The sequence below is a fragment of the uncultured Exiguobacterium sp. genome, from assembly GCF_964277885.1.
Taxonomy (GTDB): Bacteria; Bacillota; Bacilli; order Exiguobacteriales; family Exiguobacteriaceae; genus Exiguobacterium_A.
The window spans coordinates 1-17,336 of sequence record NZ_CAXYJR010000007.1 but is presented as its reverse complement, the minus strand read 5'-3'; the positions used below and the strand labels follow the sequence as shown (position 1 = coordinate 17,336).

Genomic DNA, 17,336 nt, shown 5'->3' with positions numbered 1-17,336 from the left:
CCCCTTAGCTTTTTAAGATGAAGATACCTGCGATCATCATCACGATACCGATGATTTGTGGTCCGCGCAGTCGTCGCTTCATGACGCCGAACCAGCCTCTTCCGTCAATCCAGAGTGCCAGCGCTAATTGTGCCAGTAAAAAGAGCGAAATCGTCAAGGTCACACCCATTCGGTGGACCGCCGTCATGTTGCTGAATAATATGATTGCCGCAAAGGCTCCCCCTGCTAGATAAAGCGGTTTGACACGTCGCATCGCTGAAAAACTGCGATCCCGTAAGACGATCGCTAAAAGGATCGCAACGATGAACCCGGTCATCTGGGTGATCGTCGCTGCTTGCCACGTCCCAATCGTTTGACTAATCCGGGCATTAGCGACACTTTGGAGCGTCAAGAAAAAGCCACCGGCAATCGCAAATAAGACACCACGCATGTACATACTCCTCTCTTGTTCCATAATACTTTCATTTAACGAGAATCCTTCTGATTTGAACAGGACATTTGTCCTGAGATGTGAAGAAGTTCATGCTTTATGATAACTAAAAAGAATTTCATACAAAGCCAAGCGTATCAAAAAAGCGATTCTTCTCAGCAAGAGAACAATCGCTTTTGGTGTAAATGATTTATGCTTCTTCTTCCAATCGTTTAATGGCTTCATCCAGCTGTTCCTGATCCTCTTCCGATAACTTCGGATATTGCGGGTCAATTTTCTTCAAGACGTCATTCATGACTTCAGTAACGATATAGCGGGAATACCATTCGTCATCTGCCGGCAAGATGTACCACGGTGCATACGATGTCGACGTCGCCGAGACAAGCTCTGCAAAAATCTCATGGTATTCGTCCCAGTGCTTGCGTTCTTCAATATCACTGAACGAGAATTCGAAGTTTTTCGTTGGATCCTTCAGACGAGTCAACAATCGTTGCCGTTGCTCCTCTTTTGAGACATGAAACAAGAACTTGACGACTCGGAAGCCGTTCTCGACGAGATAGCGTTCAAAGTCATTGATTTGGCGATAACGCATCTGCCAGACATCTCCGTCATCCGGCTTTTCTTCTTCCTCGAGCAAATCATGAATTCGTGGCGCAATGACTTCCTCATAATAGGAGCGGTTCAAGATGCCGACTTCCCCTTTTTCCGGTAGACCTTCGTGGATCCGCCATAGATAATCGTGTTTTTGCTCCGTATCCGACGGTTTTTTGACGGAGATCGTCCGGAGTCCTTGTGCGTTTAGGTTAGAAAAGATGTAGCTGATCGCCTCATCCTTCCCCGCTGCATCAATCGCTTGCAGGATGACGAGGACACCGTTCTTTTCTTCGGCATGCAAACGCCAGTGTAACTCTTGTAATGTCTCGACACTTTTCGGAATCCGTTTCTCTCGTAATTCCGCTTCTGAAATTTTATGTTCTTCTGATGTCGGGTAATTCGAAAACGAGACTTGCTCGCCTTCCTTGACACGATAGGATGACAGTTTCATGGTAAGGCTCCTCCTTTAATTGCTTCTAAAGGGGGTTTACCCTACTCGTTCACCCTAAAAACGTTCAGATGAACTTATCTTTTCAAAAGGAGACGGACTCCTTCTTCTAGCGTCGTCACAGGACGACCGAGTAATTCTTTAAAATCAGTACTTTCTACTGCCAGAGTTCCGGCTGCGATATCTGCCTGGATACCCGTCAACATTGGAATCAAGAAGTCAGGTAAGCCGGCTTCTCGCATCCGCTCGCCATAGGTCGCACCATCTACTTCATCTACAGCGACCGATCGGTTAAGCACTGTTCCGACTGCATTCGCAAGTTCTGCTTGTGTATGCAACGGTCCAGAGAGTTCATAGATCGCTTTTGGATGCTCAAGCGTCAGCCCCGTCGCAATCGCTAGCGCATACTCATCTTGTAACGCCCATCCGACTTTTCCTTCGCCTGCTGCCGTTAACCAGTCTGCGCCTTGTGAAACGGCATCAATCGTTCCGAGTTCATTTTCGAGATACCAGTTGTTGCGGAAAAAGACATACGGGATACCTGTCGCTTGAATCGCTTCTTCTGTGACCCGATGTGTTCGCGCAAGTCCGTTCGTGCTCTGTGCCGCATTAGCGATGCTCGTATAGCCGATCAGCTTGACGCCTGCCGCTTGTGCTGCCGTGACAGCGGCTTGATGTTGCCGGATCCGTGTTGCTTCTTCACCATCCGTCGAGATGATCAGCAGACGATCGATACCTTGAAACGCGTGTCCGAGTGTTTCCGGCTGATCGAAATCACCATGCCGGACGTCGATTCCTTGCGCTGCAAGCGACGCTGCTTTTTCAACGTCACGGACACTAACCGCTACATGTTCGTTGCCGACTTGTTCACTGAGATGTTGCACGATGCGCGCACCTAATTTTCCGGTTGCTCCTGTAATTAACCATTTCATGATGAAACCACTCCTTTGAAGTTTGATGTTGTTCTTCATGATACGCCAGGTGATACACTAAAAAAAGTAGGCACTTATCTGAAACTAGGTCCCTCAAAACGAACCAATGGGAGAGGATGAACGTGGCTGTATTCGATTCAACAACTAATCAACGGACGGCTTGCCCGGTCACTCGGGTCCAACAGATGGTCGCTGGCAAATGGAAGATCATCTTGCTCTGGCACCTGACACACGGGACGCATCGTTTTCATGAACTACAACAATTAACAGGCATCTCTAAAGGAACATTAACGCGTCAGCTTCGCGAGCTCGAGGCGGATGGTTTGATTCAACGACACGTCTTTGGCGAAGTTCCTCCTCGCGTTGAATATTCCCTGACGGATGCCGGACATAGTTTTTTACCGATTCTTGACCAAATGGCAGCCTGGAGTGAGCAACACTTCCAGGGGAATGATCGTGAGTAACAAAAAAACATGCGCTTCTTCTCGATTCAGAAAAGAAGTGCATGTTGTCGTTCATTCCGTCGCTGTCACCGTCTGACGTAAGTGGGTATCAATCGCCTCTGCGACGCGTAATCCGGAAATGACAGCACTCTCGACGCGCGTCCGCCCTGACGCATCATCGGCTTCAAGGAACGCATCCCCGGCAAGCCAAAGCGGATGTGCCGCCAGTTTCAAGTGTGGTGTCCGGTAAACCGCGCGTGCCTGAGCGTAACGCCAGCGTTTGAGCTGACGCGAAACAATCGTCACCGGTCCGAGTTGCTGTTGTAACAGCCGCTCGACTTCAGCGAGTGTCTCTTCTTCCGGACGCTCGTACCAGTCTTCACTGAAGCGGGCTGTCATATAGACGCTCAGGAGTGTCGTCTTCGAAATCTGTTTCTCGGCATTATTGACGAGTTTTAACATCCCATCGACGAGTTGTTCGTCTTGTAGGCCGACTTCCCCGATTGTCAGTCGCTCTTTGATTTCAAACAGACCCACGAATGTCGGCTCGAACGTCACTTGACGTAACTGCTCATGATCGTCCTCTCCGAGCGCCAGATCAGAAGCCTGCAACAGTTCATATGCTTGCGGTACAGGCGCCGTCACAAGTAACGCATCATACGCACCTTGATGATCCGTCGCTTGTGTGACGAGTTCATCTTCTGTTGCCGTAATATGCGTGACCTGTTCATTCAAATGAACGGGAATCCCTCGACCAATCGCTTGTACGAGTTGATTCATGCCGTCCGTCGCGACATAGCGTGGAAAATCCGTTCCGAACCATTTACGAACCCACCCTTTCTCAAGCCAGTCGTCGACTTCGCGTCCTAACTCTTCCGTCCGAACCGTGAAGAAGACGGCACCATGATCCGCTGTTCCTTCATCAATCCGACGAGTCGCCATTCGCCCCCCGACGCTCTGGCTTTTTTCGATGATTTCAACAGCATGTCCTGCTGCCTGCAATTGACGTGCCGCAAAAATCCCGGCGAGTCCACCACCGATGATTCCGATTCGTTTCCCTGTCATCTCGCTTCCCCCTCATATTCCTCATTTCCCTAAGTATAGAGGTTTCTTCCAAGACATGGGTGAATCAATACCCGTTCGATATGCTCGTCATCTGTAATTCCTGCTCGATGAGCATGATGTTCTCCTCAAAGAACGCCCGGTGCTCTTCTAGTCCACGTTTGATGCACCACCCGACGGCCGTGAGTGCTTCCCACAAACGATAGTATGCTAGATACGTCTCGATCGGCACGTCTGGGTGTAACGTCGCGTATCCTTCTTGAAATGCCGTGACGTAAATGGAACCGAACGACTTGAGATTACGGACGATCTTCGTGAAGTCCATCTCGACGGCCCCGTAGCGGGTCGTCTCGAAATCGATCAACCCTGTGACTTGATCACCTATCGTCAGTAAATTTGCTAGGCGGAAGTCACAATGTATGGCAACGGGACGTGAAGGCTCCGGTAACGACTGTTCTCGTCTGACTAACTCTGTTTGGATGTTCTCTAAAAAAACCGGATCGAGTTCGGTCGTGATGAACGGCATGAATCCATCAAGTTTTTCATTCCGGAAGCGCCGCCAGTCCTGAACCGGATAGGCATAAAATCCGTCTTCCGTATACTCGCCGTAAGCTTCTCCTGTACACGTATGTAGCATTGCGAGCGTTCGACCAATTTCGTACGCCAATTTTTTAGTCATCGTGACCGGTGCCTGTCCCGGTAAGGCAGCAAGCACGAACGATCCGGTCGTCTGCCCGGGAGCTGCTTCAGCTAAGATGTGCGGCACGGGTACAAACCCTTCTAGTACATGAATCCAGCCACGCTCCCGGTACCACTTTTCAGCCGTGTACGGTCGCTTTAAGAAAACGACCTGACCATCTGTTAGGACGAGACAATCGACTTCAGAACTATACGATTCATCGACAGTCGCGTATGCTGCGACGTCGAGTTGAAAATGTTCAATCCATTCGTCTCGTGTCATTCCGTCGTCCCCAATATTTTCTGTAGCGTTTCACCTGGTAGACCGTCAATCGGTCCAACATAGGTCGATTCAAAACCTAATCCGATCAAAATACGGCGCGATGCTTCATGTGCTGGATCAATCGTTGCCGTGACGACCTGTAGCTCTTCTTCTGTCGCTAACTGTAACAGACGCTCTGCAATCGCTGTGCCGTATCCACTTCCCCACTGATCGGGTAGCAGCATGTAACCGAGCTCTGCTTCAAACGGTTGCGTTTGACTCCGGGTCATGTGCCCGATTCCAATCCATGTCTCTTCGGCATAAATCAAATACGATCCGAGTCGGTCGTGCTGCTGTTGTTCAAGGATTCGGTCAAAGCGCTGTTTCGTTTCCGCATCTGTTAATGCCTGTTCCGTAATGTAACGCATGACACGTTCATCTTGGACGAGCGTTGCGTAGCGTTCGTAATCGGGCGCTGTTATTTTTTGTAATTCAATCATCTTATTCTCCTCTTCATGTCCGGTAATCATTGTGGGTTGGGGTGAAGACATCTTCCGTCGACGGACGAACAATCGCAAAATGTTCGACGTTATAATGACCGTGCAAGACTTGATTGTGGTGAGCGATCATTTGCTCCGGCGTCAGGACATCAGAGCCGTTCGTCGTGTGCCCGTCAGCGACAAGCGTGACATCAAAGCCATGCACCGTCGCACTACGCACCGCGGTATCGATGCAGTGCTCCGTCTTACAGCCTAGGACGATCAGATGTTCAATCGATGCTTGGCGTAGATAATCAAGCAAAGGGGTACCATGAAACGCATTCGTCGCCGCTTTATCAAACGTGATACTGGACGCTGGAACGGGAATCGAGTCATGGACTGCAAACCCAGACCCTGTTCCGCCGGCGACATCCAGATCCCGAATAAAGACGATCGGGATATTCCGTTCGTCTGCTTCGAGTACGACCGCTTCGATGACGTGCGCGACTTGTTCTTTTAAGTATAAAGGACGTTCTTCTGTGTTTCCGTCGACGAGTTCCTGTTGAAAATCGATCACTAGGACTGCTTGTTTCATCGTCATGTTCCTCCTTATAAAATCGACTGCTTGTTTCCTTCCCGTTCTTCTGAATGATTTCCTGCTCCTGACGGACGTGAAACTTTTTAGCTGTTGGATTCGTTAAGAAGAAGGAAAGGATGTGTCTGGATGATTTGGTTTGGCGTCATCTTCTTATGTGTGCTTCTCGTCAATCTGACACTGGAGAAACTGATCATGAACCGGACGATGACAGGTCGCTGGTTCGTCCGCAACTTACTCATTTGTCTCGGGATCACTCTCTTATTATTCGGGATCGAACGTTATGTTATATCCGGATTCTAAAAAAGCAGATAGCGATTTTTCGCTATCTGCTTTTTTAGTTAATAGACTTCGTAATTTTGCCCCGTCTGTGCCCCTTCGACACTTTTCTCGAACGCCGTTGCGACACGTGACGCCGGAACGGCTTCAAAACCACGGAAGAAGGGTTCGTACTTCTCAAGCGACTCGATCAGTACGTTCGGACTGACGCTGTTGATTCGAATGCCTCGTGGCATCTCGATCGCTGCTGCGTGAACGAACGCTTTGACCCCACCGTTCGCAAGCGCAGCGGATGCGCCTTGACGAATCGGATCGTCCATCATGATGCCGGTCGTCAGCGTAAAGCTTCCGCCGTCTCGTACGGACTCTAAACCAAGCAAGACGAGATTGACCTGACCTTTTAGTTTACTGTCGATTCCGATTTGATTAAGCTCCGGTGTTAAGTCCGTCAATGGACCGAAATGAGCGCCACCTGTGGCACTGATGACGGCATCAACAGAACCGACCGCTTCATACATCGCTCGGATACTTGCTTCTGATGTAATATCGACTTGTACATCCGCTCCGCTTCGTCCAGCACGAATGATGTCATGCCGCTCACTCAACCGTTCGACGACTGCCTGCCCAATCGTTCCGCTTGCCCCTACTACTAAAATTCGCATGATTCCTTCCCCTTTCGCGTCTAGCTTACTTATCTAGCCTACTGCACAGTAGATGATGGTTTCAAGGAATGTACCGGGTGGGTCTTCAAGAAGACGAGGATTTCTTCGAACAAACACTGTTTATCCCGATCGAGCGTCAGTAAATGTTTACTGTTCGGAAGAAGGACTTTTTTCTGATCTCGGCTCGGTACCGTCGTTTCGATTCGCTCGAGACTTGCATGATAGACGGTATCATCTAATGCGCCAAGGAAAAGAGCGATGGGCTGCGTGATCTTCGGTAAGACGACTTCTGTGTCGAGGATGAACTGTTGCAGTGCTCGTAAGTCTTTTTCTGGTCGTGGAAAATGACAGGCGACAAAGTCTGCAATCCACTCTTGCGAACGATCGTCAAATTGAAAATACCGTTCTGTATAGCGACGAACGCGATACTCGAGTCCGGCGATCGTCCGCTCAAGAATCGGCGTCGAAAGTAAGATGAGTCCGGCACATCCTGACTGCTCTGCCAGTCGAAGTGCCATCACTCCACCGAGTGATTGTCCGATCAAAAAGATGTCGTTGTGTCCTCGATCATGTAAAAACGCGAGTCCGGCTTGTGCGGACTGCCAGACGTCTTCGATCGTCGTCGCAAACAAACGCTCCGGCGATTCTCCGTGCCCGGCATAGTTCGGTGCGAAACAGGTATACCCGGCTGCATGTAAAAAACGAGCGAGTCCCCGCATCTCATTCGCACTACCAGTAAAGCTATGTAACAACAAAATAGCAGGTCCAGCTCCTTCTAAGTACAAATCCCTTGATTTCGTAATCAAGTGCGCCCCTCCTTTTCATCTCTTCACATTTCCTCTACCAAAACACCCTCCCGTAACGATTCTATAATCCGAAAGCCTGGGTAGTTTGCTTCGGACCGTCGTTCGCCAGAGCGGTAATAAGCATTCCAGTAACTGATCATTCGATCCTCGATTCGCTTCATGTATGCTGGATCATCCTCGACGAATCGCCGCTTCACTTCCGAATCCCATTGCTCGATTGCGGGTACGATGATATCGACGATTTCACGGATGTACTCACTAGCAAGTTCGATGACATAGGCGAGGACCCATCCGTCGCGCGGACGAGTTTTAAGTAACTGTTGGAGATAATGCTCACGGACGTAACCGTCATGATGACGCGTGTAGAGGCAATATAAAATCGTCTGTTGCGTCGACGTCAGCTTCTTAATACGCTCCGCGTCGACCTCTAATAAGTACAAACGCATCGGAATCTGTATGTGTTCGTATTCTATCTTCACTTTAATTGTCCCTGGTGATAAGCGTGTCCATCCAAACGGTAGACACGCTTTAACGACCTGAACGTCCTGTTCATATCGTTTAGGAAATGCTGTAAGCCATCGGTTCATCTTATTCTCCTCTCATATAAAAAACTCCAAACGGCAGACGCTCACACGCCTGTCATTTGGAGTCAATTTGTTTCCTTATTCAACCGTTACCGACTTCGCCAAGTTACGTGGCTTATCGACGTCACAGTCGCGACCGAGTGCCGCGTAGTATGAAATCAATTGAAGTGGTAAGACCGACAAGAGCGGTGACAAGAGTGGCTCGACTGCTGGGATGACGAATGCATCTGTCGGCAATTCAAGACCTTCTGCTGCGATGACACACGCGTTTGCCCCACGTGCGACGACTTCCTTGATATTCCCACGGTTGTTAAGATGAACGTGTGGTTGTGTCACGAGCGCGATGACCGGTGTGTTGTCTTCGATCAAAGCGATCGGACCGTGCTTGAGCTCTCCACCAGCGTATCCTTCTGCTTGGATATACGAGATCTCTTTGAGTTTTAATGCACCTTCCATCCCGACGTATGCATCTTGTCCGCGACCGATGAAGAACGCGTTACGTGACTCAGACAAGTATTCTGTCGCGATTTCTTGGAAGCGATCTTTTTGAGACATGACCGACTCCATCGCACTTGAGATTTTACCGAGTTCCTTCATGAGATCAAAGTTGACGGCAACTCCTTTTGCTTGAGCAAGGTCAAACGCAAGGACAGCGAGAACAGCGATTTGAGCTGTATACGCTTTTGTTGAAGCAACAGCGATTTCTGGACCTGCGTGGAGCAACAATGTTGCGTTTGCTTCACGTGACAATGTTGATCCTGGAACGTTCGTGATCGTCAGTGCCGGGTGACCGAGTTTTTTCGCTTCGACGAGAACAGCACGGCTATCCGCTGTTTCACCTGATTGTGAAAGGAAGAGGAAGAGTGGTTTCTCTGTCAATAATGGCATGTTGTATCCGAACTCAGAAGAAATGTGCACTTCTGTCGGGATGCCTGCGATTTGTTCGATCAACTGTTTTCCGATCAAACCAGCATGATAGCTTGTTCCGCAACCGATGATATAGACACGGTCACGACCGAGTACGAGATCACGGACCGATTGATCGAGTGTGATGTCGCCTGCTTCGTTTTGATATTTTTGAACGATATTCCGGATGACTGCTGGTTGCTCATCCATCTCTTTAAGCATGTAGTGCGCGTACGTTCCTTTTTCGATATCTGATGCATCGATTTCAGCCGTGTACGCTTCACGCTCTTGGACGTTCCCGTCGAGATCTTGAATCGTGACGCTATCACGCGTCAAGATGATCATCTCACCGTCATGCAACTCAATGAATTGATCCGTTACTTGCAACATTGCCATTGCGTCTGACGCGACAACGTTGAACGTACCGTCACCGAGACCAACGAGAAGTGGTGATTTGTTTTTTGCGACGTATAAGACGTCTGGATTTTCCGCATCGATCAATGCGAGGGCATACGAACCGTGCAAGACGCGGAGTGTTTGACGGAATGCTTCCGCGACGTCACCTGTCTCGTTGAAGTTCTTTTCGATCATCTGAACGATGACTTCTGTATCCGTGTCGCTGAGGAGATCGACATTCAATTCCGCTTTTAGCTGCTCATCGTTTTCGATGACGCCGTTGTGCACGAGTGTGAAACGTGCTGACGCACTTTGGTGCGGGTGCGCGTTTGGTACGCTTGGAACACCGTGTGTCGCCCAGCGTGTGTGTCCGATTCCGACTGTGCCGTCTGCATCAGCAGGAACGACTTCGCGTAGCGCAGCAATCCGGCCTACTTCTTTATGGACTTGGACGCCGTCGTTGACGAACGCAAGACCTGCCGAGTCATAGCCGCGATACTCGAGCTTCTCGAGACCTTTTAATAAAATTTCCTTCGTGTTGACTTGTCCAATCATACCTACGATTCCGCACATGTTACATCTCTCCATTTACAAGTATTTCCCTAAAGAGGAAACGGCTCTTGTTGAGAGGATCCCGATCGGTCTGTTTGTCCGTCCAATCACTTGGACGATTTCAGAACGATTTACGGTATGGACCTGGTACCGGGAGGCATCCGCCGAATGATTCGATAAACCTCCACCTCGTCAGCTTTCATCCTACGAAGAAAGCCCTGGCGCTTTGTTAGTTCCGTCTGACTCCGTTTCTGTCCGACTTCACCATCATACGAACTTTAATCTGAAAAAGCAAGAAAGGTAACGTAGTTGTAACTATTCCCGATATTTCACTAATCAATACGTATAATCCCTATATTTTGTAAAAATCTCAAGCTGTTTTTCTAAAATAATTGTAAAAAAAAGAAGCAGAGCATCGCTCTGCTTCGGGCTGCTTAATTTTCTTGTAACGCATAGTTTTCACGAACGACATTCGCGATCCGCTCAACATATGCATCACACGCTTCTTGTGTCGGAGCTTCTGCCATGACACGAACGAGTGGCTCTGTTCCTGACGCACGAACGAGGATCCGTCCGTTGCCCGCCATTTCCGCTTCGACTTCCGCAATGATTGCTTGCACGGCAGGACCGCTCATTGCACCATTTTTATCTGAGACACGGATGTTGACGAGGCGTTGTGGGAAGATCGGCATCTCAGCTGCGAGTTCCGATAATTTCTTCCCTGTCGCTTTCATGATTTGCAACAACTGGACGCCTGACAACATGCCGTCCCCTGTCGTTGAGTAGTCCATGAAGATGATGTGTCCCGACTGTTCGCCTCCGAGCGTATAGTCGTTCTTACGCATCTCTTCGACGACATAACGGTCACCGACTGCTGTCTGAAGTGCCGTCATTCCGTTTTCTTTGACGGTTTTATGGAAACCAAGGTTACTCATGACCGTCGCAACAATCGTGTTGTCTTTCAGACGACCAAGTTCGTTCAAGTATTTTCCGCAGATGAACATGATTTTATCACCATCGACGATATCGCCGTTCTCATCAACTGCAATCAAACGATCGCCGTCGCCATCAAATGACAGACCGACATCTGCACCTTTTTCTTTGACGAAGGCAGCAAGGTGTTCAGGGTGTGTCGAACCGACACCATCATTGATGTTGAGTCCGTTCGGATTCGTTCCGATCGTCGATACTTCCGCTTCTAAGTCACCGAATAGACGTGGTGCGAGGCTTGACGTCGCTCCGTGTGCACCGTCAATCGCGACATGGATGCCTGAGAAATCTTCATCCGATGTCTGACGAAGCATATGCAGATACTTTTGTGCGCCCTCAAAATAATCATGAACGAAGCCGAGTTCTTTTCCGGCTGGGCGTGGCAATGTGTCTTCTGCTTCATCGAGCAATGCTTCGATTTCAAGTTCTGTTGCATCATCAAGCTTAAAGCCGTCCGATCCGAAGAACTTGATTCCGTTATCTTCCACTGGATTGTGCGACGCGGAAATCATGACCCCTGCTGTCGCATCCATTGTTTTTGTCAGATATGCGACACCTGGTGTCGAGATGACACCAAGACGCATGACTTCTGCACCGATTGATAACAGACCCGCGATAAGTGCGTTCTCAAGCATTTGACCAGAAACACGTGTATCGCGTCCAATCAAGACTTTTGGTCGTGTGCTTTCGTGTTTTGTTAATACGTAACCACCTGTTCGACCGAGGCGATACGCCAGTTCCGGTGTCAATTCTACGTTTGCGACGCCGCGTACGCCGTCAGTTCCAAAATACTTACCCATATGTTATTTCCTCATTTCACTAATTTGTTTTAATTGGTCGGAACGGATGTCCGAGGCACGGCTTTTAACGTGACATCCATGTTATCCGGGCGCAGGACGTCGAAGGCTTTCGACGTCTGGTAGGAAATCGGCAATCCATGCGTTCCTTCTTTTAATCCTGTCACGTCGATGACCGCTTTAATATCCGTCGCATCAATCGATGCTAAATCAGATTCTTTCCCACGGACAACGACATCTATCGTTTGGTTATAATCAATCGTATACTTCGACTCATCAAACCCGTTCAATGTGACCGTTACACCCGGGATCGTTTTCTCTGCTCGATCCTCGACGGTTTCTGTCGTCGATTTCGCGTTTTCCTTTTCAACGACGATATTGACGGTAACCTGTGTCGGATCCATCGCCGTCGCGTTTTCCGGTTCGACGAGTTTGACGGTTTTTTCGGTCGTCTTCGTCAATCCTTTGAGCGAGACCGCTTCCGTATCAACGGAACCAATCCGCTCCAATTCTTCTTTTGTCCCATACAGACGAGCTTCCGTCGTGACAGGAACAATCTTGACGACGGTATACCCTTTTTTGACGTCGTCTTTTGTCTTCACATTAATCGGTACTGTCTTACTTTCCTTATAGATCGGTACGGTGATTTCTAATTGTTCCGGTTGATAAGATGCATTGATCGTATTCCCGTTCGCATCGGTCGCTTTAGCATTGAACGTCTCTTTGAACGTCTCCGCCCGACCGGTAACATCGATCGGTACTTGAATCGCTGAAATTGCCTGTAGCTTCTCCGCCCCACCCGTAACTTCAACAGTTTGTTGGTTCGGTTGTGCTTCTCCCGCTACATAACCTTCAGCGATTTTGTTTTTATTGAGTAAGGCAACTTGTACCGGTACTTCTTTCGTAATCTTCTTATCGAGGAATACTTCGATCGTCTGTTGTTTCGGTGTCACCTCGACATCTTTTCCGAAGCCTGTCGGTGTAACACGGACACGATGATAGCCCGGGTCGAGTCCTTGCAAATCAATCGATAATCCGAAATCTTGTACGAGCCGGAGCATCGTCAAGCTACTCGAAGGACCTTTAACGGTGACCTCCATCGTATTTGGAATATTATAGGCGACCCATTGCGATTCATCATACTGGACCGTAACCGGTACGTCAAACTTCGTCGAACCTTGTCCTGCGATCGGTAACAGACTAGCGGCATCACTTTTTCCTGTTGGATTCGAACCTGCGACCATCAAATACAACATGACGGCTAAGGCAACAGCAACGATGCGTAAGAACCAGCGTTCATTGAACCACTTTTCGAACATTATTTTTTCGCCCCCATCCAGTTCAAGAAGGAAGTATTCGTCGGCTCGACCTTGACAATCGTCTCAAGCAACTTCGTCCGTAAGGATTCTTCATCGAGTTCCCGATACAGACGTCCATTGATAGCAAGTGAGACACCACCCGTTTCTTCCGAGACAACGAGTGTGACGCTGTCCGTCACTTCACTAACACCGATTGCTGCGCGGTGACGTGTTCCAAGCTCTTTTGAGATATGTGCACTCTCCGATAGCGGTAAGTAACAAGCGGCTGCTGCTAACTTGCCTTGCTGGACGATGACGGCACCATCATGTAAGGGTGTATTCGGAATGAACAAGTTGATCAGCAACTGACTCGTGATTTGTGAGCCGAGCGGAATACCTGTCTCCACGTATTCACTCAGTCCGGTCTCGCGTTCAATCGTCACGAGGGCTCCGATACGACGTTTTGACATATACTGAGCAGACGATACGAGCGCATCGACGATTCGAACTTGTTCATCTTCATCACTGATCGCACTACGTGAGAAGAATTTACTCGTTCGTCCTAAGTGTTCCAGTCCACGCCGGAGTTCGGGTTGAAAGATGATGATAATCCCCAGTAATCCGTAGGTGATGATTTGATTCAATAAGAATTGCAATGTTTTGAGTCCAAAAAAACCACTCAGGAACCAACTGATCAAAATGACCGAGATCCCTTTAATAAGTTGGACCGCTTTTGTTCCTTTGACGATGATCATGAGACGGTAAATGACGAACGTCACGACCGCGATATCAATCACATCATTAATATAATCGTACCAATGTACGTTTTCTCCCAGTTTCAACAATTGAAATTGAAGTGGTTGCCAGCTGAAGTAATTCACCAACCGTGCCCCCTAACTCATCTGATTTAAACAGTTTCCATTATAGCACAAAGGGACGAGTTCGACTCGTCCCAGCTGATTATTGAAATAGACGTTTGATTCCATACCACACGCGTTCGAATAATTGATCGATTTCCTTGATTTCTCCGGTCACGCTACCGGCACTCGCCATGTAAGCTTTTCCGTCAACGGTCATGACGTCGCCATTCACTTTCCCTTCGATGCGGACGTTCCCGCCTTCGACGTATAGATCTTGATTGACCGTGACGCCTTTCGGGACGACGACCTCACCATTTTGAGCGACGATGCCTGGTGCATTCGTGTAGGATAAGTCATGTTCTTCCTGTGCCATATAACCACCAAGGCTACCGACCGACAAGAGTAAGAAAACAGCCGCTGCCGCGAGCAATGGGTATTGTTTCATCTTCCCTCCAAAACGGGACGGCTGCGGTTGATGCAGTAAAGCAGCGCTCGGCGTATCCACCTGGTCGGGCAATTGTGCCAGCACGCGGGATGTAAAATCTGCCGATAATTTGGGCGCTGGAAGTTGACGCAGTCGAGCATCAAGGAGTCGATACTCTTCGAACTCGTCCATCGCGTCCGCTTCCCGTAACTCTGCTTCCAATCGTTCGAATTCCTCAGGTGGTTGGTTTTGGTCTAAATAATCCTGGATCCGTTCATGTACATGCTCTCGTGACATGGTGAGTTCCTCCTTCTCATCGTTTGGCAAAATGCTTCTTCAGCGCTTCCCGTCCACGATGAATTCTAGTTTTGACAGTAGCGACAGGTAATTCGATCATTTCACTGATTTCCTTTAGCGAAAGATCCTCTACATATTTTAGGACGAGTGGGACACGGTATTTTTCTGGTAAAGCCGCAATCGCATCCCCGACTTCGTTTCGTTGCTCGTTATCGACCACTTGGTCCTCCGGCAAGGTGTCCTTGCTCTCGAGTTGTGAATACAATGTCAGTCCTTCAGTACCTGACATCTCAGCATCAAGAGAATAATCAGGTTTCTTTTTCCGTAATCGGTCAATCGATACATTCGTGACTATTCGATACAACCAAGTCCGGAACTTCCATTGTGCATTATACGAATCAATCTTCGTAAATACACGGATGAAGGCTTCTTGTGTCGCATCCTCCGCTTCCATTCGATCGCGCAAGACGCGGAAAGCCACAAGAAAAGCACCTTCCTTATATAGATCAACAAGTGCCGCAAAAGCATCACGGTCTCCCTGTTTCACTCGCTCGATTAAGCGTAGTGTCGTTTCTTCCACTTTGAATACCCCCCGCTCTATGCGGTCAATCTCTTATACGAAGTCGACCGATAAATGTTTCATCTCCTTTTAAATTGTAACAAAAAAAACTTGAACTCCGCCGAAAAGAGTTCAAGTTCTATCCATTATTTTACTAAGCGATGTGTTTCCATTGCCAAAAGTAAATCTCCAATCAGTTCATTCGCAAGTTCTGCTGTTCCGTTTCCTTCTTCAAGTAACGGATTCACTTCAACGAATTCAGCTGCAATGAAGTCTTCTGCCGTTGCGCAATGCTTGAGAACCGTCTTTGCATCGTCTAAGAAAATGCCATCAGCGACACGTGTTCCTGTACCGACGACGAGTGATGGATCGAGACCATCCATATCGAAGCTAAGATAGAACGCATCCGTCGTTTCCTTCAAATAGGCAATCGCTTCTTCCATGATCGCGTCCATTCCCCGAGTTCGGATCGCTTCCATACCATAGACACGAATACCAAGACGATCAATCAGCTCTTGTTCCCCTGGATCAACATCACGTAATCCGATGAAGACGAGATGTTCCGGTTGCAGTTTGACATCGGTCCCTCCGACTTCTGTTAAACGCTGATGCCCTTCCCCAAGGGCGACAGCGAGCGGCATGCCGTGGATGTTACCAGACGGTGATGTTTCCGGTGTATTCAAATCACCGTGTGCATCGAACCAGATGACACCAAGACGTGGTACAGTTTGACGAAGCCCTGCAATCGTTCCAATCGCCATACTGTGATCGCCACCAACTAACAATGGAAAACGTTGTTCTGATAACGCGTCACGAACGATCAGGTGCAAGTCATTCGTCGTGTGGACGACGCCTTCGAGACGTTTTAGCTTCGGATCTTCTTCTCGAACCGCATCCTCGGATAAGACAGCCGCTTCCCCGTAGCGTACTGCTTCTTGTCCCCGTGCTTCGAGTGTCGCGAGTAGACCGGCTTTTTCGACAGCAGCAGGTCCGTGTTCAGTGCCTGGCTTTCCTTGTCCATAACGGTACGGTACGCTGATATACGCGATGTTCATACGATATTCCCCCTATGTCATAGTCACTTCTACATTTATTGTAAGCGGTAACAATCCAGTGGTTCAACTCAACAAAAAAACGCATGAATATACAAAAAAACACCGTGAAGGGAATCACGGTGTTCTTGCGTACGTACTCTGGTTATGCTTGGCATTTCATAATAAAAAAAACTTAAGACGAACGAAACTCGCTTAAGATCTTTAAATAAAATTGGTGGAGCCTAGCGGGATCGAACCGCTGACCTCCTGCGTGCAAGGCAGGCGCTCTCCCAGCTGAGCTAAGGCCCCGAAAGAAAAAGCGGAAGACGGGATTCGAACCCGCGACCCCGACCTTGGCAAGGTCGTATTCTACCACTGAACTACTTCCGCAAGAAATGAGCCATGCAGGATTCGAACCTGCGACCCTCTGATTAAAAGTCAGATGCTCTACCAACTGAGCTAATGGCTCGACATGGTGGGGGGGGGCGGATTCGAACCGCCGAACCCGAGGGAGCGGATTTACAGTCCGCCGCGTTTAGCCACTTCGCTACCCCCCCAGTTTGTCTAGGAAACTTATACAATTAAGAAAAACAGTGCCGGCAACAGGAGTCGAACCCGCGACCTACTGATTACAAGTCAGTTGCTCTACCAGCTGAGCTACACCGGCACAAAAAGTATAATGGTGACCCGTACGGGATTCGAACCCGTGTTACCGCCGTGAAAGGGCGGTGTCTTAACCGCTTGACCAACGGGCCATTGGCTCCGCAAGTAGGATTTGAACCTACGACCTACCGGTTAACAGCCGGTTGCTCTACCACTGAGCTATTGCGGAATAAATTAAATGCCTGGCAACGTCCTATCCTCACAGGGGGAAGCCCCCAACTACTTTCGGCGTTCAAGTGCTTAACTTCCGTGTTCGGCATGGGAACGGGTGTGACCACTTGGCTATCGTCACCAGACGATCGGGCT

At 48.9% G+C, this 17,336-nt stretch carries 19 protein-coding genes, 7 tRNA genes and 1 rRNA gene; 2 read left to right on the top strand and 25 right to left on the bottom strand.

Translation table 11 applies throughout. The features are described 5' to 3' along the window. Window positions 1-4: 4 nt before the first annotated feature. From ACHWTJ_RS14125 to ACHWTJ_RS14115, 3 genes are all read right to left on the bottom strand, one after another. On the bottom strand, window positions 5-430 hold the full coding sequence (locus ACHWTJ_RS14125; protein ID WP_238238429.1) for a DMT family transporter: 426 nt from the start codon (window positions 428-430) through the stop codon (window positions 5-7). A gap of 190 nt (window positions 431-620) precedes the next feature. Beyond that, window positions 621-1,475: a PPK2 family polyphosphate kinase gene (locus ACHWTJ_RS14120; RefSeq protein ID WP_294751885.1), complete on the bottom strand. Its 855-nt coding sequence runs from the start codon at window positions 1,473-1,475 to the stop codon at window positions 621-623. Between the two features lie 74 nt (window positions 1,476-1,549). After that, window positions 1,550-2,404 (bottom strand): SDR family oxidoreductase, encoded by an 855-nt coding sequence (locus tag ACHWTJ_RS14115; protein WP_394679883.1) that lies wholly within the window; start codon window positions 2,402-2,404, stop codon window positions 1,550-1,552. 122 nt (window positions 2,405-2,526) lie between these two features. Here ACHWTJ_RS14115 and ACHWTJ_RS14110 point away from each other — a divergent pair, with 122 nt between their 5' ends. Further along, window positions 2,527-2,868 carry a helix-turn-helix domain-containing protein gene (locus ACHWTJ_RS14110; protein ID WP_255999198.1) on the top strand — a complete coding sequence of 114 codons (342 nt, stop codon included), beginning with the start codon at window positions 2,527-2,529 and terminating at the stop codon, window positions 2,866-2,868. A gap of 51 nt (window positions 2,869-2,919) precedes the next feature. Here the strand turns inward: ACHWTJ_RS14110 and ACHWTJ_RS14105 are convergent, their stop codons facing one another. From ACHWTJ_RS14105 to ACHWTJ_RS14090, 4 genes are all read right to left on the bottom strand, one after another. After that, window positions 2,920-3,912, bottom strand: coding sequence for an NAD(P)/FAD-dependent oxidoreductase (locus tag ACHWTJ_RS14105; protein WP_394679882.1), 993 nt, complete (start codon window positions 3,910-3,912; stop codon window positions 2,920-2,922). Window positions 3,913-3,976: 64 nt separating this feature from the next. Continuing rightward, window positions 3,977-4,870: a phosphotransferase family protein gene (locus ACHWTJ_RS14100; RefSeq protein ID WP_294751893.1), complete on the bottom strand. Its 894-nt coding sequence runs from the start codon at window positions 4,868-4,870 to the stop codon at window positions 3,977-3,979. After that, window positions 4,867-5,349 (bottom strand): GNAT family N-acetyltransferase, encoded by a 483-nt coding sequence (locus tag ACHWTJ_RS14095; RefSeq protein WP_294751895.1) that lies wholly within the window; start codon window positions 5,347-5,349, stop codon window positions 4,867-4,869. Before ACHWTJ_RS14095 ends, ACHWTJ_RS14100 begins: the two co-directional genes overlap by 4 nt. A gap of 13 nt (window positions 5,350-5,362) precedes the next feature. After that, window positions 5,363-5,923, bottom strand: coding sequence for an isochorismatase family protein (locus tag ACHWTJ_RS14090; RefSeq protein ID WP_294748339.1), 561 nt, complete (start codon window positions 5,921-5,923; stop codon window positions 5,363-5,365). 129 nt (window positions 5,924-6,052) lie between these two features. Between ACHWTJ_RS14090 and ACHWTJ_RS14085 the strand changes: the two genes are divergently transcribed. Further along, window positions 6,053-6,226 (top strand): hypothetical protein, encoded by a 174-nt coding sequence (locus tag ACHWTJ_RS14085; protein WP_156357224.1) that lies wholly within the window; start codon window positions 6,053-6,055, stop codon window positions 6,224-6,226. Between the two features lie 38 nt (window positions 6,227-6,264). Here ACHWTJ_RS14085 and ACHWTJ_RS14080 read toward each other — a convergent pair whose 3' ends face one another. The 18 genes from ACHWTJ_RS14080 to rrf all read right to left on the bottom strand — a co-directional run bounded on the left by ACHWTJ_RS14080 (window position 6,265) and on the right by rrf (window position 17,326). After that, on the bottom strand, window positions 6,265-6,864 hold the full coding sequence (locus tag ACHWTJ_RS14080; RefSeq protein ID WP_294751898.1) for a short chain dehydrogenase: 600 nt from the start codon (window positions 6,862-6,864) through the stop codon (window positions 6,265-6,267). 38 nt (window positions 6,865-6,902) lie between these two features. Then, a complete protein-coding gene (locus ACHWTJ_RS14075) occupies window positions 6,903-7,670 on the bottom strand; it encodes a carboxylesterase (RefSeq protein ID WP_294751901.1) in 768 nt (255 codons plus the stop codon). A 23-nt stretch (window positions 7,671-7,693) separates the two neighbouring features. Beyond that, window positions 7,694-8,257 (bottom strand): hypothetical protein, encoded by a 564-nt coding sequence (locus ACHWTJ_RS14070; RefSeq protein WP_294751904.1) that lies wholly within the window; start codon window positions 8,255-8,257, stop codon window positions 7,694-7,696. Window positions 8,258-8,332: 75 nt separating this feature from the next. Next, a complete protein-coding gene (gene glmS, locus ACHWTJ_RS14065; RefSeq protein ID WP_294751906.1) occupies window positions 8,333-10,129 on the bottom strand; it encodes a glutamine--fructose-6-phosphate transaminase (isomerizing) in 1,797 nt (598 codons plus the stop codon). A 413-nt stretch (window positions 10,130-10,542) separates the two neighbouring features. Beyond that, a complete protein-coding gene (gene glmM / locus ACHWTJ_RS14060; RefSeq protein ID WP_294739641.1) occupies window positions 10,543-11,898 on the bottom strand; it encodes a phosphoglucosamine mutase in 1,356 nt (451 codons plus the stop codon). A gap of 29 nt (window positions 11,899-11,927) precedes the next feature. Next, entirely contained in the window at window positions 11,928-13,214 is a 1,287-nt protein-coding gene (locus ACHWTJ_RS14055) for a YbbR-like domain-containing protein (protein ID WP_294739644.1), read from the bottom strand. Further along, the gene (gene cdaA / locus ACHWTJ_RS14050; protein ID WP_283205695.1) at window positions 13,214-14,074 is read right to left on the bottom strand and encodes a diadenylate cyclase CdaA; all 861 of its coding nucleotides are present in this window, start codon (window positions 14,072-14,074) and stop codon (window positions 13,214-13,216) included. The genes ACHWTJ_RS14055 and cdaA overlap by 1 nt, the downstream gene beginning before the upstream one ends. 79 nt (window positions 14,075-14,153) lie before the next feature. Then, complete coding sequence (locus ACHWTJ_RS14045) at window positions 14,154-14,774, bottom strand: anti-sigma factor (protein WP_294739648.1); 621 nt, start codon at window positions 14,772-14,774, stop codon at window positions 14,154-14,156. A 16-nt stretch (window positions 14,775-14,790) separates the two neighbouring features. Then, complete coding sequence (sigW, locus tag ACHWTJ_RS14040; protein WP_023466660.1) at window positions 14,791-15,354, bottom strand: RNA polymerase sigma factor SigW; 564 nt, start codon at window positions 15,352-15,354, stop codon at window positions 14,791-14,793. 125 nt (window positions 15,355-15,479) lie between these two features. Next, window positions 15,480-16,388, bottom strand: coding sequence for an arginase (gene rocF, locus ACHWTJ_RS14035; RefSeq protein ID WP_294739651.1), 909 nt, complete (start codon window positions 16,386-16,388; stop codon window positions 15,480-15,482). A 212-nt stretch (window positions 16,389-16,600) separates the two neighbouring features. Next, window positions 16,601-16,676 (bottom strand) — tRNA-Ala (locus ACHWTJ_RS14030). 9 nt (window positions 16,677-16,685) lie between these two features. Beyond that, a tRNA-Gly gene (locus ACHWTJ_RS14025) sits at window positions 16,686-16,757 on the bottom strand. 6 nt (window positions 16,758-16,763) lie between these two features. Continuing rightward, a tRNA-Lys gene (locus tag ACHWTJ_RS14020) sits at window positions 16,764-16,836 on the bottom strand. A 4-nt stretch (window positions 16,837-16,840) separates the two neighbouring features. Continuing rightward, window positions 16,841-16,924, bottom strand: a tRNA-Tyr gene (locus ACHWTJ_RS14015). Between the two features lie 37 nt (window positions 16,925-16,961). After that, a tRNA-Thr gene (locus ACHWTJ_RS14010) sits at window positions 16,962-17,034 on the bottom strand. Window positions 17,035-17,047: 13 nt separating this feature from the next. Next, window positions 17,048-17,122: transfer RNA gene (locus tag ACHWTJ_RS14005), tRNA-Glu, on the bottom strand. Window positions 17,123-17,124: 2 nt separating this feature from the next. Beyond that, window positions 17,125-17,199, bottom strand: a tRNA-Asn gene (locus ACHWTJ_RS14000). A gap of 11 nt (window positions 17,200-17,210) precedes the next feature. Next, a 5S ribosomal RNA gene (rrf, locus tag ACHWTJ_RS13995) occupies window positions 17,211-17,326 on the bottom strand. Between the last annotated feature and the right edge of the window lie 10 nt (window positions 17,327-17,336).